This is a genomic window from Sphingomonas taxi (assembly GCF_000764535.1).
GTDB lineage: Bacteria > Pseudomonadota > Alphaproteobacteria > Sphingomonadales > Sphingomonadaceae > Sphingomonas > Sphingomonas taxi.
The window spans coordinates 191,451-216,025 of record NZ_CP009571.1; the positions used below are offsets into that span (position 1 = coordinate 191,451).

Here is a 24,575-nt window from a genome sequence, read left to right on the forward strand (position 1 = left end):
CAACCGGGACGGGCATGGCATCGCTTGAACGGCTTGCGACGGACCGTTACAGCCCCGCAGACGTTAGCGGCAGCGATGCCTCACTATCTGGAGAGAGAGTTAGCATGAAGACCCTTTCGAAGCTCGCGCTGGCCGCGGTGCTGGCCACCGGCGTGAGCGGTCTGGCGATCGTCGCCCCCGCGGCCGCCAAGGACAAGAAGGAAGAGCAGGCGGCTCCTGGCTTCAAGCTCAGCAAGCCGGTGCAGGCGATCGCCTTCCAGGCGCAGGAAGCCGTCAAGGCCCGCAATCCAGCCACCGCCGAGCCGCTCGTCGCGCAGGTCGAGGCCGCGGCCACCACCGACGACGACAAATATATCGCCGCCGCACTCCGTTACGATCTGGAGAACACCAAGCTCGTCATCGCGCAGGAGGCCAATCCCAAGGCACCGCTTGACGAGACCGTGCTCGCCAAGCCGCTCGACGCGCTGATCGCCGCCAAGAACACGCCGGCCGCCGACCGCGGCAAATATCTGTTCCGTCGTGGCCAGCTCGCCTACAACAGCGGTCAGTATCCGGTGGCGACCCAGTATTTCACCCAGGCGAAGGCGGCCGGCTACAACAGCCCCGATTTCGATCTGCAGCTCGCCAAGGTGAAGGTGCAGGCCGGTGACACCGCCGGTGGCCTCGCCGATCTCGACCGGTTCATCACCGCGCAGAAGGCGGCGGGCCAGACCGTGCCGGAGGCCTATTACCGCTTCGGCATCGCCACCGCGAACAACAAGAAGATGGCGCCGGAAACGCTCGCCTGGATGCAGAAATACGTCGCGGCCTATCCGAATGCCCGGGTGTGGCGTGACGTCATCCTGCAATATGCCTTCGCGCAGAACAGCCTCGCCGCGCCGGACAAGGCGCAGACGGTCGATCTGTATCGCCTGCTGCGTACCGCCGGTGCGATGCCGGATCAGGCGATGTACGAGGATTATGCCAAGAACGTCTACGACCGCGGCAATCCCTATGAGGCGGCGGCGGTGCTGAAGGAAGGCATGGCCTCGGGCAAGATCCCGGCGACCAGCGCCTTCTCAAAGAGCCTGCTGACCGCGGCGAACACCGCGATCAAGGCGGACGGATCGCTGGCGAGCAGCGAGAAGACCGCGATGGCATCGAAGGATGGCAAGATCGCCGCGTCGACCGCCGACGCCTATCTCGGCCAGAACAACTATGCCAAGGCGATCGAATTGTATCGTGCGGCGCTGAGCAAGGGTGGTGTCGACGCCAATGAGGTGAACACCCGCCTCGGCATCGCGCTCGCCAAGTCGGGCGACAAGGCCGGCGCGCAGGCGGCGTTCGGTGCGGTCACCGGCAATCCGCGCGCGGGCATCGCCGCGTTGTGGAATACCTGGACGCAGGTCGGCGCCACGCCGGCCACGCCCGCCACGCCGGCCTGATCGACCGGTAACGACGGGAAGGGGGCGGTCCGGCGACGGGCCGCCCCCTTTCGTTTGTCAGTCGCCGTCGCGGGTCAGTCGATGACGACGGGGATGCCCGACGTCGACTTGGCGGTGCGGATGGTGAGCGAGGTCTTGACGCTGGCAACGTTCGGTGCGGGCGTCAGGTGCGTCGTCAGGATCTCCTGGAAGCTCTTGAGGTCGCTAGCGACGATCTTCAGGATGAAGTCGATTTCGCCGTTTAGCATGTGGCATTCGCGGATTTCCGGGATGTCCGCGACATGCGCCTCGAACGCGGCGAGGTCGTGCTCGGCCTGGCTGCGCAGCGACACCATCGCGAATACGGTGATCGGAAAACCGAGGCTGGCGGGATCGAGATCGGCGTGATAGCCGCGGATCACCCCAGCCTCTTCCAGCGCGCGGACGCGGCGCAGGCAGGGTGGCGCGGTCAACCCGACGCGTTCGGCCAGTTCGACATTGGTCATCCGCCCATCCTGTTGCAGGTGGGCGAGAATCTGACGATCGATCCGATCGAAGGACATTGCGTATCAAACTCCAGAAACAGGCCGGATGTAAACGGCGGCTCCCCCTAAGCATAAGAAAATTGCGGCGCAACGCAATTGTCCCACTATGCGACGTGTTGCCGGCGGGCGACAAATCGGCAGTTCCTCTCGCGTGCCCCGATCGTTAAGGGATCAGCGCGCACATCGTTGAGGTGGGGCGGTCTCCAGGAGTTGGTGTGCGTTTCGACGATAGCCTGAAAACGGTGCTTTCGGCCGACATGGAGAGTGGGTTCGGCGCGCAATCGGCGTGGCGGCAGCTGACCGACCTGATGGGCCGCGGGCGCATCGCTGCGGATGCGGCGTCGCTGGACCGGCTGCGCGGGCTGCGACCGGCGGTGCCGCTGGCGATTCGGGCGGCGAGTGCGCGGGCGTTGGCCTTCGCCCGCCCGCCCGCGGCGCTGATCGGCTTCTTCGCCGAGGATTCGATCGAGGTCGCCGCGCCGTTGCTGCGCACCGCACAACTGGCAGATACGGACTGGCTGGCGCTGCTGCCCCGGCTCGATGCACATGGTCGCGCCCTCCTCCGTCACCGCCGCGACCTGCCGGGTGCGGTCGAGCGCGGGCTCGCCAGTTTCGGCCCGGCGGATTTCGTGCTGCGTTACGACGCGCCGGCCGCCGCCAACGATCTGGCCGAGCCGACGCCGCCGGCAGACATCGCCCCCGTCCCGCATCTCCACCCGGTCGCGCCGCCGCCGCCCGAGCCCAATGCCGAGGGTGGGTTCCAGATCGCCGATCTCGTCGCGCGGATCGACGCGTTCCAGAAGCAGCGCGATCCCAACGAGCCGATCGCTGCCGCCGCGAGCGAGCCGCCGAGCTATTTCCATTTCGACACCGATCACCTTGGCATCATCCGCGCTGTCGACGGCGTGGCGCGGGGGGCGCTGATCGGTGCCTCGCTCGCGGTCGGCATGCCGCAGGGGGAGGTCCGCGTCGACGCGGTGATCACCGGGGCATTGCGGCAGCGCCAGCGCTTCGCCGGCGCGCGGCTCGATGTCGGCGGCCATTCCGATGCGGCGGGGGCATGGCGGGTCGCGGGCACGCCGCAGTTCGATGCCGAGAGCGGCCGCTTCACCGGCTATGTCGCGATCGCCCGCCGGCCGCGCGCCGACGAGGAGGCAAGCCTCACCCCGCGCAAGATGGTGTCCGATTCGCTGCGCCAATTGGTACACGAGCTGCGCACGCCGACCAATGCGATCGCCGGTTTCGCCGAGCTGATCGAGGCGCAACTGCTCGGCCCGGTCGCCCCGGTCTATCGCGAGCATGCGGTGACCATCCGTCAGCAGGCGGCGAGCCTGCTCGGCGCGATCGAGGATCTCGACACCGCCGCGCGGATCGAGGGCAAGGCGCTCGAGCTGCGGCCCGGCCCGGTCGTGCTCGAACCGCTGCTCGAACGGATCGCGCAGGATCTCGCGCCGCTGGCGGCGCTGCGCGGTACCGCGCTCGACATCCATCCGATGGGCGACCATGCCGCGCTGAGCGACGATCGCGCGCTGGAGCGGCTGCTGTCGCGACTGCTGGCGGCGCTGACCGCGGCGGCGGTGGCGGGCGAGCGGATCGACATCGCCGAGGCACCGGCGCCGGACGGGCAGGTGGCGATCTGCTTCGCCCGGCCGCTGGCGCTGTCCGCGGACGGCGAGGAGGCGTTGTTGAGCCTCGACGGCGAGGCGGCGGGGCCGACCGATGCGGAGGGCGCGCCGCTACTCGGCACCGGCTTCGCGCTGCGGCTGGCGCGCAATCTGGCGGTCGAGCTGGGCGGTGAGCTGGTGTTCGGCGAGGATCTCCTGACGCTGCGATTGCCCGCGGCGGTCGACGAGACGGTGGCGCAGGCGACGCATTGATCGGGCGAGGCGGCGCAGTTTCGCCGTATCGGGTGCCGGCGCCGACGGACGACGCGCTCATCCGCTGGCCGGCTTCGTTCGGGCGCCGCTTCATCGTCTTCGTCGACGTCGAGGAGGAGTTCGACTGGTCGGCGCCGCTCGATCCCGGCCATCGCGCGGTCACGGCGATGCGCGCGCTGCCCGAGGCGCATGCGCGCTTTGCCGAGCGGGGGATCGGGCCGGCCTATATGGTCGATCATCCGGTGGCGAGCGATGCGGCGGCGGTGGATATCCTGCGGGAGATACTGGCGGATGGGCGCGCGTCGCTGGGCGCGCAGCTCCATGCCTGGGTGACGCCGCCTTATGCCGCGCCAGCGGCGGGCGACAGCTACGCGGGCAATCTGCCGCCGGCGCTGGAGGCGGGCAAGCTCGACAGCCTGACCGGTCTGCTCACCGAAGCGTTCGGACGGCCGCCACTCGCCTATCGGGCCGGACGCTATGGCATCGGGCCGGCGACCGCCGGGCTGCTCGCCAGCCGCGGCTATCGCGTCGAGAGCTCGATGCGGGCGCGCTATGACTATCGCGGCGATCTCGGGCCGGACTTCACCGCGGTGGGCAGCGAGGCGTTCCGGATCGGGTCCTTGGTCGAGCTGCCGCTGACCACCGTGTTCACCGGTCGGCTGCGCCACTATGGCGCGACGCTCTATTCGGCGCTGGCGCGCGTGCCGCGCGGGCGCGGTGCGGCGGCGCGTGCGGGGCTGTTGCAACGCGTGGCGCTGACGCCCGAGGATATGCCGATCGCCGATGCGCTTGCCGCGGTGCGCGTCGCGGTCGAGGAGGAGGGGCAGCGGCTGATCAGCTTTTCCTTCCATTCGCCGAGCCTCGTGCCCGGCCACACGCCCTATGTGCGCAGCCGCGACGATCTGGCGCGGTTCTGGACGTGGTGGGCGCGCATGTTCGACCTGCTCGACGCGCTCGGCGTTCGGCCAGCGGGCGTCGACGACATCCTGGCGGCGGCGGATCGGACGACGGGCTGATGCCTGCCGCACAAGCAATGCCGGACCCGGCAGATGTTGCCGCAAGATGAAGATCACGACTTCAAAGTGCAACAAACCACCGTGGCCGCGATATCTTCCGCTTTGGACCAGTCCTGACAAGCAAGCATTGCTTTGTACGCCCTCGTCCGGGGCTATTGCCGTCGGATAGGCAGTCGAACGCGCCGTTCATCGTGCCGGATCGGGCGATTCATCGCCTATTCGATGGTAGCGCGACCTTTTCGGATTGTATTTTGTTCGTGCCGCTGCCAAGGGAGCGGCTCACCACGTGAGAGGGGAGACCATCATGGTTGCCAAGTATCTGATGGCTGCTGCTGCAGCCGCCCTGGCCGTTGCTCCGGCCGCTGCCGCTCCTGCCAACCCGGCAGCGAGCCTGTCGGTTGCCAAGTCGGTTCGCACCGGTTCGGTTTCGGCGAAGAAGAACGAGCTCGCCGGTGGCGGTCTGATCATCGCGCTCGTCGCGGCGGCTGCCGTCGTTGCGGGCATCGTGATCGTCGCCGACGACGACAACAGCGACAGCAACTAAGATCGTTCGCGGATCGGCGGCGTCCTCGCGGCGCCGTCCATCGGAACGTGACGCAAGGGGGGCTTCGGCCCCCCTTGTTGATTCTGCGGGCTGGGGGGTCGGTGTTGCGTGGGGGCGGAGCTTTGGCCTTCTCGCTGTCCGGGGGTGGCCGAGACCTCTACGAACGTCCGCATCGCTGGTGGATCAGCGCAGTGCTCCTGCGAAAGCAGGAGCCCAGAGCCAAGCTAGACAACGTCTTATGGCGTTCGAGACTCCTGGGCTCCTGCTTTCGCAGGAGCACTGGGCAGCTTTGGCAGGCCTTGCGTTCCGAAGTGACGGATCGATGGTGTCGAGGTCGTGGCGCGACCTTGCCGGAATGCGTCGGTCGATGCGTGTGACATGCTCGTCGTGTTGGACGACATGGACAAGATGGACACCTTAATGGAAACGATTCACGTCCGATCGTTTCCATACTTGCACCAGTCTCGTGGTCGCGATGAAAAAGAGCGTGAGCGCCGTTTGCGGACGCCTATCATTGCGACGACGATGTAGGACAGGCCGGCAAATTGGTCTTTGGCTGTCAGGGGGATGACGACAGTCGCGTCCCACGCGTGGCGCGGGGTCATGCGAATCGCGCGACGAGTGTCGCAGGCGAACCGATACGGGGCGGCTGCGTCCGCCGCCCCGGCTGCGGTGCGGATCAGCGCGGCGTGGCGACCGGGCCGCCGCTGGCCTGGAACAGCGCGACGGTGTCGCTGAGCCGGGCGGCGCGGGCCTGCACCAGTTGCGCGCGCGCCTGCGCGTCGGCGGCGGTGGCGTTGAGCAGCGCGAGCGTGCCGACGTCGCCGAGTGCGAGCTGGCGGCGGACGTAGGTCAGCGCCCGGCCCGAGGCGTCCGCCGCGCGCGTGGCCGCGTCGAGCGCATTGGCGTCGGTGGCGAGGCCGGTCAGCGCATCGGAGACGTCGCCGAACGCCTGTAGCACCGCGCTGCGATAGGCCGCCTTGGCACCGTCGAGCGCCGCCTCCGCCGCGTGCTGCTGATGGCGCAACGCGCCGGCGTGGAAGATCGGCTGGGTGATGCCGCCGATCAGCGTCCAGAACGGATTGCCGTCCTTGAACATGTCGCCGAAGCGCTGCGCCGAGCCGCCGGCATTGGCGCTGAGCGTGATCGAGGGCAGCCGCGCGGCGATCGCGGTGCGCACGTCGGCACCGGCCCCTTCGAGCTGCGCACGGGCCGCGAGCACGTCCGGCCGCCGCGCGACGAGATCGGATGGCAGGACCAAGGGCAGTGCGCCGGGCAGCGTCAACGCGGCGAGCGCGGGCAGTGGCGGCAGCGTATCGCCGGCGGGGCGGCCGAGCAGCGTCGCGATGACGACCCGCTGGTGCGCTTCCTGCCGGATCAGTGGCGGCAGTGCGCCCTCGGCGGTGGCGAGCGCGGTCTGCTGCGTGGCGACGTCGGCGGCACCGATCGCGCCGAGCTGCTGACGGCGGAGCAGGCTGTCGAGGATGTCACGATTGACCGCGACCGCGGTCTTCGCCGCCTCGACCTGATCGGCGAGCGCGGCGCGCTGGATCACCGCCTGGACGAGATTGGCGACGACCGTGGTGCGTGCGGCGCCGAGCCGCTGGCGCTGGACCTCCGCGGCGGCGCGCGCCGAACGCACCCGCGAGCGCGTGCCGCCGAACAGGTCGAGGCCGTAGCTGACGTTCACCTGCGCGGTGTGCAGCGTATAGAGTTCCTGATTCTGGTCGGCGACCGGCGGCGACAGCGCGTTCGAGACACGGGCGCGTTCGGCCTGATAGCCGGCGTCGACCTGCGGCAACGCCGCGCCGGCGGCGGCACCGGCCAGCTCGCGCGCCTGACGCAGCGAGGCGTCGGCGCTGGCGATATCGTTGTTGTGCGCGAGCGCTTCGGCGACGAGCGCGTCGAGCTGCGGGCTGGCGAAGGCGGTCCACCAGTCGACGCGCAGCGGCGCGGCGGTGAAGGTCTGCGCGGTGCCGGCCGCGGGCGCGATCGGCGCCGGCGTCGCCGCCGGGGGCAGCGGCGCGTGCGCGTCGAGATCGTGCGGTCCCGCGGCGCAGGCGGCGGTGGTGCAGGCGAGCAGCAGGGCGAGGGCGCGGCTCATGCCACCACCTCCGGGCCGGCGGCATCGCCATGCGGCGGGGCATGGCCCACGTCACGACCGTGCGCGCCGCGATCCTCCGGCGGCACCCGCTTCGAGAAGCGGTCGATCAGCACCGGCAGCACCAGCAGGATCAGCAGCGGCGCGAGCGCCATGCCGCCGACGACGACGAGCGCGAGCGGCTTCTGAACCTGGCTGCCGATGCCGGTCGACAGCGCCGCGGGCAGCAGGCCGATCGCCGCGACGAGGCAGGTCATCACCACCGGGCGCAGGCTGTGGCGCACCGTGGTGCCGATCGCCGCGGCGCGATCGACGCCTTCATCCACCGCATTGTTGAAGGTGGTGACGACGAGGATGCCGTCCATCACCGCAATGCCGAACAGCGCGACGAAGCCGATCGCCGCGGAGATGCTGAACGCGGTGCCGGTCAGCGCCAGCGCGAGCACGCCGCCGACGACCGCCATCGGGATGGCGGAGAAAGCGAGCAGACTGTCGCGGATCGAGCCGAAATTGGCGTAGAGCAACAGCAGCATGAGCAGCAGGCTGATCGGCACGACGATCTCCAGCCGCGCGATCGCGTTGGTGAGATTGTCGAGTTCGCCCGCCCATTCGAGATGATAGCCGGCAGGGAGATGCACCTTCTGCGTGATCCGCGCGCGCGCCTCCTCGACCGCACCGCCGAGATCGCGGCCGCGCACCGAGAATTTGATCGGGATGTAGCGTTCCTGATGCTCGCGGTAGATGAACGATGCGCCCGAGGTGAGGTGGACGTTCGCCACTTCCGACAGCGGCACCTGGATCGTGCCGCTGGTGCCGTCGGGGGCGGGGGCGCCGATGGTGATGCGGCGGATCGCCTCCAGCGAATCGCGCTGCTCCGATTTCAGCCGGACGATGATCGGGAAGTGGCGGTCGGTGCCGGCCTCGTAGAGATCGGCGGACGAACTGCCGCCGACCGCGGCGGCGACGGTCGCGTTGATGTCGTCAGGCGTCAGGCCGTAGCGGGCGGCGCGCGCGCGATCGACGTCGACGCGCACCGTCGGCTGGCCGAGCGACTGGAACACGCCGAGATCCTCGATGCCGCGGACCTGGCTCATCTGGTCCTTGATCTGGTTGGCGTATTTTTCGAGCGTCGCGAGATCGGGGCCGAACAGCTTGATCGAATTGGCACCCTTCACGCCCGAAGCGGCTTCCTCGACGTTATCCTCGATGATCTGCGAGAAGGAGAAATCGACGCCGGGATATTTGGCGGTCAGTCGCTGCGACAGTTCGGCGATCAGCGTTTCCTTGGTGACGCCGTGCGGCCATTCGCTGGCGGGCTTGAGCGGCACGAAGAATTCGGCGTTGAAGAAGCCGGTGGCGTCGGTGCCGTCGTCGGGCCGGCCATGCGCGGAGAGCACCGCGGTCGTCTCGGGATAGCTGGCGATGATGCGGCGGATGCCGTTCACCGCGGGCTCGCCCGCCTCCAGGCTGATCGAGCCGGGCAAAGTGGCGCGGATGTACATATTGCCCTCTTCGAGGTGCGGCAGGAATTCGATGCCGAGCGTGCGCACGCCGAGCACCGCGACCAGCAGCATCAGCGCGGCGGCACCGAGCGTCAGCACGCGATTGCCGAGCGCGAAGGCGGCGGCGGGTTCGTAGGCGCGGCGCAGCTTGCCGACGATCCACGTCTCGACCTCGGACAGTTTGTCGGGGAGGAGGAGGGTGGCGAGCACCGGTGCGACGGTGAAGGTCGCGAGCAGGCCGCCGCTGATCGCATAGGCATAGGTCTTGGCCATCGGGCCGAAGATATGGCCCTCGACCCCGGTCAGCGTGAACAGCGGCAGGAAGCTGGCGATGATGATCGCGGCGGCGAAGAAGATGCCGCGGCTGACCTCGCTGCTCGCGCCGAGCACCGCCGAGAAGCGGTTGGCGAGCGTGTAATGGCCGCGCCCGCTTTCGAGGTGCGCGGAGCGTTCGACCATGTGGCGGAAGATGTTCTCGACCATGATGACGCAGGCGTCGACGACGAGGCCGAAGTCGAGCGCGCCGACCGAGAGCAGGTTGGCGCTCTCGCCCTGCAGCACGAGGATCAGGATCGCGAAGGCGAGCGCGAAGGGGATGGTGGCGGCGACGATGATCGCGCTGCGTAGATTGCCGAGGAACAGCCATTGCAGCGCGAAGATCAGCAGGATGCCGACCACCATATTCTCGAGCACGGTATGGATGGTGAGGTGGATGAGGTCCGACCGGTCGTAGATGCGGTCGAGATGGACGCCGGGCGGCAGCACGCCCGAATCGTTGATATTGGCGACCTCCTTCTGCACCGCCTCGATCGTCGGCATCGACTGGGCGCCGCGCTGCATTAGCACGATGCCCTGCACGATATCGTCCTGGTCGTTATAGCCGGCGATGCCGAGCCGCGGGCTGTTGCCGACCTTCACCGTGGCAACGTCCTTGACCAGCACCGGCTGGCCGCCGGCGCTGCCGACGAGGACGTTCTCGATCCCCGACGGGGTCTGGATCAGGCCGACGCCGCGGACGATCGCCGCCTGGCTGCCGAAGTTGATCGTCTGGCCGCCGACGTTGCCGTCGCTCTTGGCGATCGCGGCGAGCACCTGGCTGACGGTGACGTTGTGCGCGGCGAGCCGGTCATTGTCGATCACCACGTCATAGGCGCGCAATTTGCCGCCCCAGCCGGTGACGTCGATCACGCCGGGGATGCGCTTGAACCGGCGTTGCAGCACCCAGTCCTGCAACGTCTTGAGGTCCATGACCGAATAGCCCTTGGGGGCGCTGATCTTGTAGCGGTAGATCTCGCCGACGGGACTCGTCGGCGACAGCGTCGGCTGCGCACCGCCGCTGAGCGGCGGCAGCTGCGACAGGCGGTTGATCACCTGCTGCTTGGCTTGGTCGTTGGTCAGGTCGTAGCTGAACTGGATCTTGATGTCGGACAGGCCGAACAGGCTGATCGCGCGGATCGCGGTGAGGTGCGGGATGCCCGCCATGCCGACCTCGATCGGGATGGTGACGTTGCGCTCCATCTCCTCGGCGGAGAGGCCCTGCGTCTGGGTGATGACCTCGACCATCGGCGGGACGGGATCGGGATAGGCCTCGATATTCAGGTTGGCGAAGCCGATCACGCCGGCGGCGAGCATCGCGACGAAGACGCCGACGATGAGCAGCCGCTGGCGGAGCGCGAAGGCAACGATGCGGTTCATTCGCCGATCCCCGCTTCGTTGACGAACAAGGCGCCGGCGGTGACGATGCGCTCGCCGGGGGCGAGGCCCTTGACGATGACGACTTGGCCGTCCTGCGCGTCGCCGGCGACGACGTCGCGCGCGACGAGCAGGCCGTCGGGGCGGACCACCCAGACGCGCGCCTGATCGCCCTCGTGGATCACCGCGGCGGCGGGGACGCGGATCGCGTCGCCGGCCTGCGCACGGTGGATCTGGAAGCTGGCGAACATCTGCGGCTTGAGCGCGCCGTCGGGATTGGCGATCGCGGCGCGCACCGGCAGGCGGTGCGTCTGCGGATCGAGCGCGGCGCCGACGAGGTCGATGCGCGCCTGGAAGCGGCGGTCGGGCAGCGCGGGGGTGGTGACCGTCGCCGAATCGCCGACGTGAATCGCCTCGGCATCGCTTTCGGCGACCTGCGCGACGAGCCAGACGCGCGACGGATCGGTGATCGTCATCACCGGCTTGTCGCCGCCCTGGCTGACATATTCGCCTGCGGACACGTCGCGCGAGGCGATCAGGCCGCTGATCGGCGCGTGCAGCGTGGTGACGTCGTGGATGCCGGAGACTTCGCCGACGCCCTCGAGCTGGCGGATCTCCGCCGGCGACTTGCCGAGCACCGCGAGCTTGTCGCGCGCGGCGCCGAGCGCGGCGGCGGCGGTGCGGGCGGTCGCCTGCGCCGCGGCGAGATCGGTTTGCGCCTGCTGATAGTCCTTCTGCGCGCCGCCCGCGGTCTCGTAGATCAGCCGCTGGCGTTCGGCGGTGCGCTGCGCGGTGGCGAGCTGCGCCTGCGCGTTCTGATAGGCTGCCCGCGCCGCGAATAGCGCGTTGCGGCCGTCGACGAAGTCGTTGGTGCGGACCAGCAGCAACGGCTGCCCCTGCGTGACGCGCTGGCCGGCATCGACGAGCACGCGGACGACCTGGCCGCTATAGGGCATCAGCACCGGTGTGCTGTGGTCGCCGTCTACCGTGATCGCGCCGCTGGCCAGCGTGCGCGCGTCCGACGCGCCCATGCCGACCCGCATCGTGGCGAGCGACGCCATCTGCGTTTTGGTCGGGCGAAAGGTGCCCGGCGGCGGGGGCGGCGGCGCGGTCTCCTCATGATGGGTGAGCTTGCCGACGAGCATGACGAGCAGCACCACGCCCGCCAGCACCACCGCGACGATGCCCAGCCAGCGCCATTGCGCCGATCGGGACAAAGTGGTGGCGGGGGCGAGGGGTTCGGGGTGTTCGGTGGCGTGCATCGGGGACCTGCGCATGCGATGAAGCTTGGAGCCGATAGGCGGGCTGGCTTACAGCGTGCTGACGGATGCTGCGGCGCGGGAGGATGTTTGCGGATTTTGCTGATCGAGGACGATGCGGCGCTGGCCGACGCGCTGACCGGTGCGCTGCGCCAGCGCGGCATGACGGTGGACCATGCCGCCAGCATCGAGGAGGCGGAGGCCTATCTCGCCGCGATCGACCATGCCGCGGTGCTGCTCGACCTCGGCCTGCCCGACGGCGACGGGCTGGCGCTGCTGCGGCGAATGCGTGCCGGCGGCAACGTCCGCCCGGTGCTGGCGCTGACCGCGCGCGGCAGCGTCGATGCGCGCATCCGCGGGCTCCACGGCGGCGCCGACGATTATATTGTCAAGCCGTTCGATCCCGACGAGCTGCACGCGCGCATCCTCGCGGTGCTGCGCCGGCAGGGCGGCTATCTGGGCGTATCGCTGAGCTGCGCCCGGCTCGTCTTCGACGTCGAGACGCGGGTGGCGCGGGTCGGCGAGACGTTGCTGCCGCTGTCGGCGCGCGAAACCGAATTGCTCGAGCTGCTGCTGCGTCGCGGCGGCAACGTCGTGCCCAAGCGGCTGGTCGAGGACCATCTGTTCGGCGCCGGCGGCGATCTCGGCTCGAACGCGGTCGAGGTCTATGTTCACCGGCTGCGCAAGCGGCTCGACGAGGCGGAGACCGGCGCGCGGATCGAGACGGTGCGCGGCGTCGGCTATCTGCTCCGCGCCGCGGCGTGAGGCTGCGCGCGCCGCGCTCGCTCGCCGGGCAGTTCGCGCTGCTCCACGGCGTCACCGCGCTGATCGCCGCGGCGATGCTGCCGCTCGGTGCCTTGATGCTGCATCGCGTTGCGCATCATTACCAGCGCGACGTGCTGCGCCAGCAGGCCGAGGGGATCGCGACGCTGCTGCGCGACCATGATCCCGGCCAGGCGATCGAGGCGGCGGACATCCTCGCGGGCGGGCTCACGCTGACCGTTGTGGATGGCGGCCGGCACATCCTCGCGCAGCGCGGGCGGCCGCGGCCGGGGATCATCCGCGCGGTGCCGCTCGACGGGCAATTGCGGATCGTGCGACGGGGCACGCTGGCGGCGGTGAGCCGGCCGGCCGGCGGGCGCTGGGTGGTGGTGGCGCAGGACGATGCCGCGCCGGAGGTGGTGGCGGACGATATCGTGGACGCCTTCCTCGCGCGGTTCGCGCTGCTGCTGCTGCCGCTGGTCGTGCTGCTGCCGCTGGTCGGGGTCGGCCTGACGCGGCGGCTGACGCGGCGGATGACCGCGGCGTCGGACATCGCCGCGGCGATCGGCCCGCAGACGCTCGACCGGCGACTGCCGCACGGCACGCTGCCGTGGGAGGTCGAGCCGCTCGCCGCGGCGACCAATGCCGCGCTCGACCGGCTCGAACAGGCGTTCGCCGCGCAGACCGCCTTCGCCGCCGACGTCGCGCACGAATTGCGCACGCCGCTGGCGACGATCCGGCTGCGCGCCGATGCGATCCCCGACGAGGCCATCCGCCGCACGCTGCTCGGCGAGGTCGATCGCGCGGCGCGAGTGATCGCGCAATTGCTCGTGCTCGCCGAGCTGGAACGGCCGATCGAGGGGGCGGGGGCGGCGATCGACCTGATTTCGGTGGCCGCCGACGTGGTCGCGGACCGCGCGCCGGCGATCATCGCGGGCGGGCGGCGGATCGCGCTCGACGACCGCGGCGCGCCGCTGCTGCCCGGTTATGCCGGGGCGATCGGCCTCGCGCTGGAGAATCTGATCGACAATGCCGCGCGGCACACGCCGCCGGGGACGCGGATCACCGTGCGGGTCGGGCCGGGGCCGGAGGTGAGCGTCGGCGACGACGGCCCGCCGATCGCCGCGGCGCATCTCGAACGGATGGCGACGCGCTTCTGGCGGGCCGGCACCGCGCGCACTGAGGGTTTCGGACTCGGCCTGTCGATCGTCCAGCGCGTCGCGGCGGCGCATGGCGGACGGCTGCACATCGGCGCCGGCGACGACGGCCGCGGGTTGCGCGCGACGATCCGCTTCAAGCGGACGGCGGAGGACGCTATCGCTCAGCCGTTCGCGGCCACCGCGGAGAGGCCCTGAACCAGCGCGTCGAAGACGGCGCGATAGCGTTCGCTGCGGCGCAGATCCTCGTGCATCACGATCCACATCGGCAGCGGCAGGTCGAGCGCGTCGGGTAACAGGCGGACCAGCGCGGGATCCGTGCGGGCGATCGCGATTTGGCAGATACCGATGCCGAAGCCGGCGCGGATCGCCGCCAGTTGCGCCGCCTCGCTGTCGACGCGCAGCGCGAAGGCGTCGCGGTCGATCCCCGGCAGATGGCGCATCGCGCTGCGGATGAACGGCGTCTCGGTGTCGAAGCCGATCAGGTCGTGGGCGCGCAGCTCGGCGGCGCTCTCCGGCATGCCGCGACGGTCGAGATAGTCGCGATGCGCGTGGAAGCCGACGTGGAGCGCGCCGATCCGCCGCGCGACCAGCGCCTGCTGCGTCGGCTCGACCATGCGGACGGCGATATCGGCGCGCCGCTGCAACAGGTCGTCGACCTCGTTCGACAGCGCCAGCTCGACGATCAGCCCCGGATGCTCCCGGCGCAATGCGGTGAGGATCGGCGGCAGGTGTGCGACGCCGACCGAATGACTGGCGCTGATCCGCACCACGCCGGCGACCGCATCGGGCCGGCCGGTCCCGGTCCGGCGCAGCGCGTCCGCCGCCACCGCCAGCGCCTCGGCATGCGGCCGCAGCGCAAGCGCGCGATCGGTCGGCGACAGGCCGCGCTGCGAGCGGACGAACAACGTGCCGCCGATCGCGCGTTCGAGCGCATCGACGTGGCGGGCGATGCTCGGCTGGGTCATGCCGAGCGCGCGCGCAGCGGCGGACAACGAACCCTCGCGCAGCACCGCGGCGAAGCTGCGGTAGACGTCCCAACTCGGTTCGCTGTTCATGCATTTCCGTATAGCAGCCCATCGGCTTTCGACAATTCCCGTGGTGCTGGATCGCGGCCATTTCCTTCTTCGCACGATGATGGAGATGGTGATGACACAGCGGACGGCATTGATCCTCGGCGCGACCGGCGGGATCGGCGGCGCGGTCACGCAGCGGCTGCTGCACGACGGCTGGCAGGTGCGTGCGCTCGTCCGGCATGGGGCGGCGCGGCTCGATCCGCGCTGCGTGCCGGTCGTCGGCGATGCGATGGACCCGGCGGCGGTGGAGGCCGCGGCGCGCGGCGCGGCGGTGATCGTCCATGCGGTCAACCCGCCGGGCTATCGCGACTGGCAGCGGCTGGTGCTGCCGATGATCGATGCGACGATCGGCGCGGCGCGGACCAGCGGCGCGCGCATCGTCCTGCCCGGCACGGTGTACAATTACGGCCCCGATGCCGGCGACCCGATCGACGAGGATGCCCCGCAGCGGCCGGTAACGCGCAAGGGCGCGATCCGGGTGGCGCTGGAGCGGCGGTTGCAGGCGGCGGCGGAGCGTGGCGAGGCGCGGGTGCTGATCGTCCGCGCCGGCGATTATTTCGGGCCGGGCGCGGCGAACAGCTGGTTCGCGCAGGGGCTGATCGCGCCCGGTGCGCGCCCCAAAGTGATCCGCCAACCGGGGCGGCGTGGTGTCGGCCACCAATGGGCGTATCTACCCGATGTCGCCGAGACGATGGTGCGGCTGCTCGACCGGCCGGGAGCGGCCGCCTTCGAGCGCTTCCACATGGAAGGGCAATGGGATGGCGACGGCCGGCGGATGGTCGAAACGATCGCGCGGGTGCTCGGCGACCCCGCCCTGCCGATCCAGCCGCTGCCGTGGTGGCTGCTGCGGCTCGCCGCTCTGGTCGCGACGACGCCGCGCGAGATGATGGAGATGCGCTATCTGTGGCAGCGGCCGGTGCGGCTGGGCAATGCGCGGCTGGTCGCGGCGCTCGGCGCGGAGCCGCATACGCCGCTGGAGCGTGCGGTGCGGACGACGCTCGCCAGCCCTGGCTGCCTGTGAGCCGGGCGGTCGATCGCACCGTCGTGGCTTGACTTTGCCCGCGGGCCGCGGGGTTAGTCGTCGCCATGCGTGCCAAGAGCCTTTCCGATCTCGCCCGGTTGAGCGGTTTGTCGATCTCCACCATCTCGCGCGCGCTGTCGGGTCATTGGTCGGTCGCCGAGGGGACGCGCGAACGGGTACGCGATCTCGCCGAGACGCATGGCTATCGTCCCAACGAGATGGCGCGGAACCTGCGCCTGCAGCGGACCAATGCGATCGGCATCGCCTGGCCGCTCGGCCATGCGGTCGGGCAGCATCTCACCGATCCGTTCTTCCTCAGCCTGCTGGGGCATGTCGCCGACGCGCTGGTGCTGCACGGCTATGACATCGTGCTCAGCCGGGTGCTGCCGGCGGGCGAGGACTGGCTCGACCGGCTGGTCGATTCGGGCAAGATCGACGGGCTGATCCTGATCGGCCAGTCGGATCAGGCCGAGACGATCGCGCGGGTGGCACGGCGCTATCCGCCGCTGGTGGTGTGGGGCGCGGCGCTGCCGGACGCGGGCTATCCGACGGTCGGGTCCGACAATCGCGAAGGCGGACGGGTCGCGGCGCACCATTTGCGCGCGCTCGGGCGGCACCGCTTCGCCTTCGTCGGCGATGCCGGCCTGCCCGAATTCGGCCAGCGGCTCGCCGGCTTTCGCGCGGAACTGGCGGGGGTGGAGGTTGTGATCGTGCCGGCGGCGGCGACGGTCGATGCGGCCGCCGCGGCGGTGGCCGCGTGGTGGCGCGACGGCGCGCGCGCCGATGCGCTGTTCGCCGCGTCCGACGTGGCGGCGATCGGGGCGATGCAGGCGCTGGTCGCGGCGGGGGCCAAGGTACCGGAGGAGGTCGCGATCGTCGGTTACGACGACGTGGCGATGGCGGCGCATGTCACGCCCGGCCTGACGACGATCCGCCAGGATGTCGCCGAGGGCGCGCGACGGCTGGTCGCGGCGCTGTTCGAGCGGCTCGCCGGGCGGGCCGCGCCGTCGAGACTGCTGCCAGCCACGCTGATCGTGCGCGGCTCGACCGTCTCAGGCGGCGGCGTGGCGCGGCCCGCGGACGGCTAGCGTCGCGATTGCGGCGGCGATCATCAGCCCGCCGGCGAGCATGATGACGTGGCGCGGATCGCCGCCGAGCAGCGAGCGGTAGAGCAACGGCATCGTGACGCTCTCGATCATCATCGGCACGACGATGAACATATTGAAGATGCCCATATAGACGCCGTTGCGCTCGGCCGGGATGCTGTCGGTCAGCATGACATAGGGATTGCCCATCAGGCTCGCCCAGCCGAAGCCGATGCCGAGCATCGGCAGCAGCAACGTCCAGCGGTCGGCGCAGAAGGGGATGGCGAGCATCGCGACCCCGGCGAACGCGACGCAGGCGGCGTGGACGATCTTCGGCCCGGCGCGGCGGGTGAAGGGGACGAGCGCGAAGGCGGCGACGAAGGCGACGAAATTGTAGAAGCCGCCGAGCAGGCCGACGTCGAGCGCCGCCTGGCGGAAGCCGGCGCTGGCGGGGTCGGCGGTGTGGTAGAGCGAGGCGGCGAGGCCGTGCGCGATGAACTGCCAATACGCGAACATCGCATACCATTGGCAGAACATCGCGATCCCCAGCCGGCGCATCGCCAGCGGCATCTCGCGGATCGCCACCGCGATATCGGCGAGCGCGGTCGCCGCGGACAGCGGCCGGCGCCGCATCGCCGCCACCGCCGCGGGATCGAGCGGCAGTTCGGGCACCCGCCACACCGACCAGAGGATCGTGCCGAGCGACAGCGCCGCGCCGATCAGGAAAGCGATACGGGTGATATCGGGAATGCCGTTGGCGTCGACCGCGTCGCGGCTCATGCCGAGCGCGACGAGCAGCGACGGCGACAGATAGGCGAGCGTCTGCGCCAGACCGGTGAACGCGCTCTGCATCAGGAAGCCGAGCGGCCGCTGCCGCGCGTCGAGCCGGTCGCCGACATAGGCGCGATAGGGCTCCATCGTGACGTTGTTGGCGGCATCGAGGATCCACAACAGGCTCGCCGCCATCCACAGCGTCCGGCTGTAGGGCATCCCCAGCAGCCCCAGCGAACACAGGATGGCGCCGATCAGAAAATAGGGCGTGCGCCGCCCCCAGCGACTCACCGTGCGGTCGGACAGCGCGCCGACGATCGGCTGGACGAGCAGCCCGGTCACCGGCCCGGCGAGCCAGAGCAGCGGCAGCGTCGCCTCGTCGGCGCCGAGATAGCCGTAGATCGGCCCCATATTGGCCTGTTGCAGTCCGAAGCTGAATTGCAGGCCGAAAAAGCCGAGGTTCATCTGGACGATGTGCCAGACGCCGAGCCGCCCTGCCGTCGTGCCGCCTGTCCTGTCGTGCATCGTCGCCTCTCCCCCCGGGGCCGCCGTCATATCCGCTCCGCTTGACGATCACAATCGATTGTGAAAGGCGGCGCGGATCATCGGGGCAGGCAGGCCGCAGCGGGTGATACCGGCGGCACGGGAGGACGGACATGCACGGTTCACCAGTGGCGGGCGACGGCCCGGCGGATCGCGGCGCGGCGCTGATCGCCTTGCTCGATCCCTTGTATCGCGATCATCCGCAATGGGCGGCGGAGCAGGCCCGGCTGCGCGCGGTGCTCGATGCCGCCGCCGAGGCGCGCGCCTACGATCTGCGTACGCTCGACGGCGACCGTGCGGCGGATCCGCGCTGGTTCGGTGCGTCCGACATGATCGGCTACAGCTTCTACGTCGATCGCTTCGCGCGCAATCTGGCGGGGCTGCAAATGCGGCTGGGCTGGCTCAACCGGCTGGGCGTGCGGCTGCTCCACCCGCTGCCGATGACGCTGCCGCAATCGGGCGACAGCGACGGCGGCTTCGCGGTCGCCGATTATCGCGCGATCGATCCGCGGCTCGGCAGCGTCGACGACGTGCGTGCGATCGCCCGCGACCTGCACGAGCGCGGCATGGCGCTGGCGATGGACTGCGTGCTCAACCATTGCGCGCGCGATCACGCCTGGGCGCAGGCGGCGCTCGCCGGCGACGCCGAGAAGCGCGGCTATTTCCGGATCGTCGCCGAGGCCGGCGAGGTCGCCGCCTGGGAGGCCGGGCTGGACGAAGTCTTCCCCGATACCGCGCCGGGCAATTTCACGTACGAGCCGGCGCTCGACGGCTGGGTGTGGACGACCTTCTATCCGTTCCAATGGGATCTCGACTGGTCGAACCCGGCGGTGTTCCGCGAGATGCTCGACGTATTGCTGTTCTGGGCGAACGTCGGTGTCGACGTGTTCCGGCTCGACAGCGCGCCCTATCTCTGGAAGCGGCAGGGCACGGCGTCGCGCAACCTGCCCGAGACGCACCGGCTGGTCGCCGCGCTGCGCGCCGGGCTCGACGCGGTGGCGCCCGGCGTCGCGCTGCTCGCCGAGGCGATCGAACAGACCCGCGAGGTGCTCCCCTATCTGGAGCCGACGGACGGCAGCCGCGCCTGCCAGATCGCCTATCACAACGGCGCGATGGCGGCGCTGTGGACCGCGCTGGCGACCGGGGATGCGGCGCCGTTGGTCACCGTGCTCGACCGGACGCGGCTGGCGCGGCCGGATACCGCGTGGCTGACCTATCTGCGCTGCCACGACGACATCATCTGGACGGCGCTGCGCGGGATCGTGCCGGAGGCGGTGCTGCGCGGCTGTTCGGCCTTCTTCGCCGGGGAGGGCAGCTACGCGCAGGGCCGCTCGTTCCAGGCCCGCGCCGATGCGCCGGTCGCGACGGTCGGCATGCTGGCGTCGCTGCTCGGCGGCGAGGGGGAGGCGACGCTGGCGCGCTATCGGCTGATGCTGGGGGTGCTGCTGGCGCTGCCGGGGATGCCGATGCTCTATATGGGCGACGAGATCGGCCTGCCCAACGACGACGAGGGCGCGGCGGCGCTCGACGCGCGCTGGCTGCACCGGCCGGCAATGGACTGGACCCGTGCCGAGGCGGCGGCCGGCGACGCCGGTCCGGGGGCGCCGTTCCTCCGCATCACCCGCGCTTTGCTCGCGGCGCGCGCTGGGAGCCCCGCCTTCGCCGCTGCGGCACCGGCCCGGGCCGAGATGACGGCGGACGGCGTGCTGGTGATCGACCGCGGCGAGGTCGTGGTGCTCGCCAATTTCCACGACACCGCGCGGCCGATCGATCGCGGTGGCGACCGCACCGACATGCTGACCGGCGCGGCCGCGGGCGAGACGATCCCGGGCTACGGCCTGCTCTGGCTGGCGCGCGACTGAGCGCCGGTCACAGCATCTCGAGCGGCACCGGCCGGGTCGGGCGTGGGAAGAGCTGGTCGAGATGGGCGAGGTCTTCGCGGGTGAGTGTCAGGTCGGCGGCGGCGCGATTGGCCTCGACATGGGCGAGCATGCCCGCCTTGGGGATGGCGATGACGTCGTTGCGGGCCAGCAGCCAGGCGAGCGCGAGCTGCGCCGCCGTCACGTCCCTCTCCGCCGCCAGCGTGCGCAGGCCGGGATGGGCGGCGAGGCGGCCCTGTTCGACCGGGCTATAGGCCATGACGGGGATCGCGCGCTGCGCCAGCCAGGGCAGCAGGTCATGTTCGGGGCCGCGACGGGTGAGATTGTAGAGGATCTGGTCGGTGGCGCAGGCGGCACCGCCCGCGGCGATCAGCTCGTCCATATCGTCGGTATCGAGATTGCTGACGCCCCAGCGCAGGATCTTGCCCTCGGCGACCAGCCGCTCCATCGCCGCGACCGTCTCGCCGAGGGGCACGCCGCCACGCCAGTGGAGCAGATAGAGGTCGAGCCGGTCGGTGCCGAGCCGGCGCAGGCTCGCCTCGCATGCCTGAGGCAGCCGGTCGCGGGAGGCGTTCTGCGGATAGGCCTTGCTGACCAGAAACACCCCGTCGCGGCTACCGGCGATAGCCTCGCCGACCAGCCGTTCGGATTCGCCGTCGGCGTACATCTCGGCGGTGTCGATCAGCGTCAGGCCGAGGTCGATACCGGCGCGCAGCGCGGCGATCTCATCGGCGCGGCGCGCGGGGTCCTCGGCCATCATCCAGCTGCCCTGGCCGAGCGCGGGAACGTGGGTGCCGTCGGGCAAGGCGATCGTCTTCATGACGCTTCGAACGCCCGAGCGTCGATTTGGATCGACGGGGTCAGAAGCGCAGCGACGTCTCCACGCCGATCTCGCGCGGCCGGCCGGGGGTGAAGCGATCGATGCCGAAGCCGCCGAAGAAGCCGGTCCGCGCCTGCTGCGTCACCGTGTCGAAGAGGTTGGTGCCCCACAGGCCGATCCGCCACGGCCCGTCGGCGCGTGGGGCGAAATCGAGCCGGAAGCCGACCAGCGCATAGGCCGGCAGGCGGCAGACATAGTCCGCGCCCGACTGGCAGGCGGGCTTGGCGCCGACGCCGCGCACGTCGACGCTCGGCGTCACCGTGCCGCCGTCGGCGAGATGCAGGTCGTACGCGACCGCGGCGCTGTAGGTATATTTGGGCGCGGAACTGACCGGCGTGTCGAGCGTCAGCGTCACCGCATTGGGGCGGATGCTGTCGTAACCCTGCGTCAGATAGGCCGCATTGCCGCGCAGCGTCAGGTCCGGCACCGGGCGCAACACTACCTCCGCCTCGAACCCCGCCTCGTGCGCGGAGGCGGCGCTCTGCACCTGCCGGGTCGAGACGTTGCCGATCAGCACGTTCACGCCCGCCTGGATATCGGTGTATTTCTGGTAGAAGCCGGACAAGTTGACGACCGCGCGCCGCGCGAGCAGGTCGAGCTTGATGCCGGCCTCGTACGACCACAATTTCTCGGGATCGTAGGAGGAGGGGAAGCGGCCGTCGCTCGACGAGCCGCCGATCTGCTGGTTGAAGCCGCCGGCGTTATAGCCGTGCGCTGCGGTGAGATAGGTGAATATGGTGTTCGACCAGCGATAGGACAGCTGGAGCTTGGGATCGAAGCCGTCCCAATGATTCCGGCCGCTGGCGGTGAACGGCGCGCCGCCGCAATTGGCGATGCCGCCGAGAAAGTCGCCGGTGAAATAGCCGCATGACGTCGGCAGGCCATTGTAGAGGAACGTGTTGCTGCGGCCGGCGAAGAAGACGTAGCTCGATCCGGTCTTGCGGTCGTAGGTGTAGCGCGCGCCGAGCGTCAGTTCGAGCTTCGGCGTGACCTTGTACGATGCCTGCGCGAAGCCGGCGTAGCTGCGGTAGGTGAGCGCGGCATCGTAGACGTAGCCGAGCGGATCGATCCAGTCGGGGCCGGTGTCCTGCAGGAAGCGGGTCTTCTGCTGGAAGTAGAAGGCGCCGGCGAGGAAGGTGAGGCGGTCGTCGGCGACGGTGCCGCCGATCGTCACCTCCTGCGTGAACTGGCTGGTGCGGGTGTCGTCATATTCGGCGTAGATGTCGTCGGGGGCGTTGTTGACCGGCGTGTAGAAGCGCGCGCGCGAGCGGCGATAGGCGGTGACGCTGTGCAGCGCGATGCCGCCGCCGAGATCGTAGCCGAGGCGGCCGTTGAGCGTGGTGGCCGTCGTGCGGTTGAACGGGCCGAGGCCGCGATAGCGGCCGGCGCCGTCGGCGTCGCCGCCGCGGGCGAGGTCGGTGACCGCGGCGCTGGTCGGGGCGAGCAGCGTCGCGCCGCCATAGACCGTGTCGCTGCGCCCGAGCACGGGATAAGCGGTGCAATAGGGCACGCGATGCAGCGCATCGTAATTCTGGATATAGTCCGCGCCAGGCAGGCAGGCGAGCGGGATGGTCGCGCCACCGTCGGTCGAGGAGCGGTTGTACTCGCCGAGCAGGTCGATGGTGAGTGGGCCGCCCTTGTCGAGCCGCAGCTGCAGCCGGCCCGACTGGTTGTTGACGTTGCCGCTGCGCCCGTCGTCGAGAACGTGCTTGATGAAGCCGCGGACGCTCTGCGTGCGGAAGCTGGCGCGGGCGTAGATACCGTCCGCCAGCGGCAGGTTGAGCGCGCCCTCCGTGTCGATGCGGCGCAGGCTGCCGGCGCGAACCTGCGCATAGCCTTCGAACCGGTCGGTCGGGCGCTGCGTGGTCAGCAGCACCGCGCCCGCAGTGGTGTTCTTGCCAAACAGCGTGCCCTGCGGCCCCTTGAGCACCTGCAACGACGCGATGTCGTAGAAATAGAGGTCGTTGCCCTCCTGCCGGCTGACGTACATCTCGTCGACGTAGAAGCCGGCCTTGGTGTCGGAATTGACCTGGTTGAAGGTCTGGCCGATGCCGCGGACGGTGAAGCTCGTCCCTCCCGACAGCAGCGGCACCAGTTCAAGGTTGGAGACCGCGCCGCGCAGGTCCTGAAAGCTGCGGACGTTCTGCTGGAGCAGGTCGCTGCCGGACAGGACGGTGGCGGAGACCGGCGTGGTGGCGAGGCTTTCCGTACGGCGGCGGGCGGTGACGGTGATCTCGGCGATCTCCGACGGTGCGGGGCTCGCGGCCGCATCCGGCTGGGGCGCGACCGACTGTGCCGCCGCGGGGGCTGCGACGATGCCGGCGCCGAGCGCGACCACGCACAGGACGTGCGGCGCCGATGATCGAAATATTGCCATGATTCCCCCGTCGCGGACATGTCGCCCGTCATTCCCGTCCGCTGGTCGCGGCCGGTGCGATCATTCCTACCGGCGGGATCGGAATGACGGACAGAGGAATTGTTGGCCGCGGCATCGCTCGGCTTGGGCGGCGATGCCGCCGGCCGATTGCCGTATCGCCGACCAGCGTCCGCTTCGCATCCGCGTGATCGCGGGGTAAGGGCGCGGTCGTCCGCCAGCAGGAGGCTCTTCTCGATGACCCGTCCGTTTCGCCTCGTCGATGTGTTCGGCACCGGTGCCTTCACCGGCAATCCGCTCGCCGTGATCGCCGACGCCGACGGCCTGTCGGGCGAGGAGATGCAGGCGATCGCCGCCTGGCTGAACTTCTCCGAGACGACCTTTCTGCTGCCGCCGGGCGATCCGGCCGCGGATTATCGCGTCCGCATCTTCACCATGGCGCACGAGCTGCCGTTCGCCGGCCATCCGACGCTGGGCAGCGCGCATGCGTGGCTGGAAGCGGGCGGCCGGCCGAAGACGGAGGGGACGATCGTGCAGGAATGCGGCGTCGGGCTCGTCGCGATCCGTCGCGGCGCGGATCGGCTGGCATTCGCGGCGCCGCCGCTGGTGCGCGGCGGCGCGCCGAGCGAGGCGGAGATCGACGCGGTGGCGGCGATCCTGCGCCTCGACCGCGCCGCGATCGTCGATGCCGCCTGGGTCGACAACGGGCCGGGCTGGATCGCGGTGATGCTCGACTCCGCGGACGCGGTGCTGGCGGTGGAGCCGGTGCGCCATCATCCCAGCCATGTCGACATCGGTATCGTCGGGCCGCATGCCGCGGGCGGCGAAGCGGCGTTCGAGCTGCGCGCGATCTTCAGCGACGCGCATGGCGGTTTGATCGAGGACCCGGTGACCGGCAGCCTCAACGCCTCGGTCGGCCAATGGCTGTTCGCGAGCGGCCGGGCCAGCGGTGGCTATGTCGCCGCGCAGGGCACGCGGCTGGGGCGGACCGGGCGCGTCCACGTCACGCAGGACGGGGCGGGGCAGGTCTGGGTCGCCGGCGAGACCCGCACGCTGTTCGTGGGCGAAAGCGGCGGGTGACGGAAGC

At 70.2% G+C, this 24,575-nt stretch carries 18 protein-coding genes; 10 read left to right on the plus strand and 8 right to left on the minus strand.

What is annotated here, in order from left to right; genetic code table 11:
* Nucleotides 1-104: 104 nt before the first annotated feature.
* On the plus strand, nucleotides 105-1,424 hold the full coding sequence (locus MC45_RS00860; protein WP_038658433.1) for an outer membrane protein assembly factor BamD: 1,320 nt from the start codon (nucleotides 105-107) through the stop codon (nucleotides 1,422-1,424).
* Between the two features lie 74 nt (nucleotides 1,425-1,498).
* On the opposite strand, the gene MC45_RS00865 is transcribed toward MC45_RS00860, so the two are convergent.
* Nucleotides 1,499-1,966 carry an Lrp/AsnC family transcriptional regulator gene (locus MC45_RS00865; RefSeq protein WP_038658436.1) on the minus strand — a complete coding sequence of 156 codons (468 nt, stop codon included), beginning with the start codon at nucleotides 1,964-1,966 and terminating at the stop codon, nucleotides 1,499-1,501.
* 197 nt (nucleotides 1,967-2,163) lie between these two features.
* Here MC45_RS00865 and MC45_RS00870 point away from each other — a divergent pair, with 197 nt between their 5' ends.
* The 3 genes from MC45_RS00870 (at nucleotide 2,164) to MC45_RS00880 (ending at nucleotide 5,385) form a co-directional block, all read left to right on the plus strand.
* Nucleotides 2,164-3,825 (plus strand): sensor histidine kinase, encoded by a 1,662-nt coding sequence (locus tag MC45_RS00870; protein ID WP_342667001.1) that lies wholly within the window; start codon nucleotides 2,164-2,166, stop codon nucleotides 3,823-3,825.
* A 32-nt stretch (nucleotides 3,826-3,857) separates the two neighbouring features.
* Nucleotides 3,858-4,841, plus strand: a complete 984-nt coding sequence (locus MC45_RS00875) for a polysaccharide deacetylase family protein (RefSeq protein WP_245640792.1) — start codon at nucleotides 3,858-3,860, stop codon at nucleotides 4,839-4,841.
* Between the two features lie 304 nt (nucleotides 4,842-5,145).
* Nucleotides 5,146-5,385, plus strand: a complete 240-nt coding sequence (locus MC45_RS00880) for a hypothetical protein (protein ID WP_171009465.1) — start codon at nucleotides 5,146-5,148, stop codon at nucleotides 5,383-5,385.
* A gap of 679 nt (nucleotides 5,386-6,064) precedes the next feature.
* On the opposite strand, the gene MC45_RS00885 is transcribed toward MC45_RS00880, so the two are convergent.
* From MC45_RS00885 to MC45_RS00895, 3 genes are read right to left on the minus strand one after another with little or no spacing between them, the layout of a single operon-like run.
* Nucleotides 6,065-7,489, minus strand: a complete 1,425-nt coding sequence (locus MC45_RS00885) for an efflux transporter outer membrane subunit (protein ID WP_038658443.1) — start codon at nucleotides 7,487-7,489, stop codon at nucleotides 6,065-6,067.
* On the minus strand, nucleotides 7,486-10,683 hold the full coding sequence (locus MC45_RS00890; RefSeq protein WP_038658444.1) for an efflux RND transporter permease subunit: 3,198 nt from the start codon (nucleotides 10,681-10,683) through the stop codon (nucleotides 7,486-7,488). Before MC45_RS00890 ends, MC45_RS00885 begins: the two co-directional genes overlap by 4 nt.
* Entirely contained in the window at nucleotides 10,680-11,942 is a 1,263-nt protein-coding gene (locus tag MC45_RS00895; RefSeq protein ID WP_038658446.1) for an efflux RND transporter periplasmic adaptor subunit, read from the minus strand. Before MC45_RS00895 ends, MC45_RS00890 begins: the two co-directional genes overlap by 4 nt.
* Before the next feature lie 87 nt (nucleotides 11,943-12,029).
* On the opposite strand from MC45_RS00895, the gene MC45_RS00900 reads away from it, so the two are divergent.
* On the plus strand, nucleotides 12,030-12,704 hold the full coding sequence (locus tag MC45_RS00900) for a response regulator (RefSeq protein WP_038658449.1): 675 nt from the start codon (nucleotides 12,030-12,032) through the stop codon (nucleotides 12,702-12,704).
* On the plus strand, nucleotides 12,701-14,056 hold the full coding sequence (locus MC45_RS00905; protein WP_245640793.1) for a sensor histidine kinase: 1,356 nt from the start codon (nucleotides 12,701-12,703) through the stop codon (nucleotides 14,054-14,056). The genes MC45_RS00900 and MC45_RS00905 overlap by 4 nt, the downstream gene beginning before the upstream one ends.
* Here the strand turns inward: MC45_RS00905 and MC45_RS00910 are convergent.
* Entirely contained in the window at nucleotides 14,023-14,916 is an 894-nt protein-coding gene (locus MC45_RS00910; RefSeq protein ID WP_038658452.1) for a LysR family transcriptional regulator, read from the minus strand. The genes MC45_RS00905 and MC45_RS00910 overlap by 34 nt on opposite strands.
* 91 nt (nucleotides 14,917-15,007) lie before the next feature.
* On the opposite strand from MC45_RS00910, the gene MC45_RS00915 reads away from it, so the two are divergent.
* Complete coding sequence (locus tag MC45_RS00915; RefSeq protein ID WP_038666121.1) at nucleotides 15,008-15,955, plus strand: NAD-dependent epimerase/dehydratase family protein; 948 nt, start codon at nucleotides 15,008-15,010, stop codon at nucleotides 15,953-15,955.
* Between the two features lie 65 nt (nucleotides 15,956-16,020).
* A complete protein-coding gene (locus tag MC45_RS00920) occupies nucleotides 16,021-17,043 on the plus strand; it encodes a LacI family DNA-binding transcriptional regulator (protein WP_052075445.1) in 1,023 nt (340 codons plus the stop codon).
* Here MC45_RS00920 and MC45_RS00925 read toward each other — a convergent pair.
* Entirely contained in the window at nucleotides 17,008-18,336 is a 1,329-nt protein-coding gene (locus MC45_RS00925; RefSeq protein WP_038658455.1) for an MFS transporter, read from the minus strand. The two genes, MC45_RS00920 and MC45_RS00925, sit on opposite strands and share 36 nt — an antisense overlap.
* A 131-nt stretch (nucleotides 18,337-18,467) precedes the next feature.
* Between MC45_RS00925 and MC45_RS00930 the strand changes: the two genes are divergently transcribed.
* On the plus strand, nucleotides 18,468-20,216 hold the full coding sequence (locus MC45_RS00930) for an alpha-amylase family glycosyl hydrolase (protein ID WP_081974267.1): 1,749 nt from the start codon (nucleotides 18,468-18,470) through the stop codon (nucleotides 20,214-20,216).
* A gap of 7 nt (nucleotides 20,217-20,223) precedes the next feature.
* Here the strand turns inward: MC45_RS00930 and MC45_RS00935 are convergent, their stop codons facing one another.
* Nucleotides 20,224-21,054 (minus strand): aldo/keto reductase, encoded by an 831-nt coding sequence (locus tag MC45_RS00935; protein ID WP_038658458.1) that lies wholly within the window; start codon nucleotides 21,052-21,054, stop codon nucleotides 20,224-20,226.
* Nucleotides 21,055-21,094: 40 nt separating this feature from the next.
* Entirely contained in the window at nucleotides 21,095-23,491 is a 2,397-nt protein-coding gene (locus MC45_RS00940) for a TonB-dependent receptor (RefSeq protein WP_038658461.1), read from the minus strand.
* A gap of 234 nt (nucleotides 23,492-23,725) precedes the next feature.
* Between MC45_RS00940 and MC45_RS00945 the strand changes: the two genes are divergently transcribed.
* Nucleotides 23,726-24,568 (plus strand): PhzF family phenazine biosynthesis protein, encoded by an 843-nt coding sequence (locus MC45_RS00945; protein WP_038658464.1) that lies wholly within the window; start codon nucleotides 23,726-23,728, stop codon nucleotides 24,566-24,568.
* The last annotated feature ends 7 nt before the right edge of the window (nucleotides 24,569-24,575 follow it).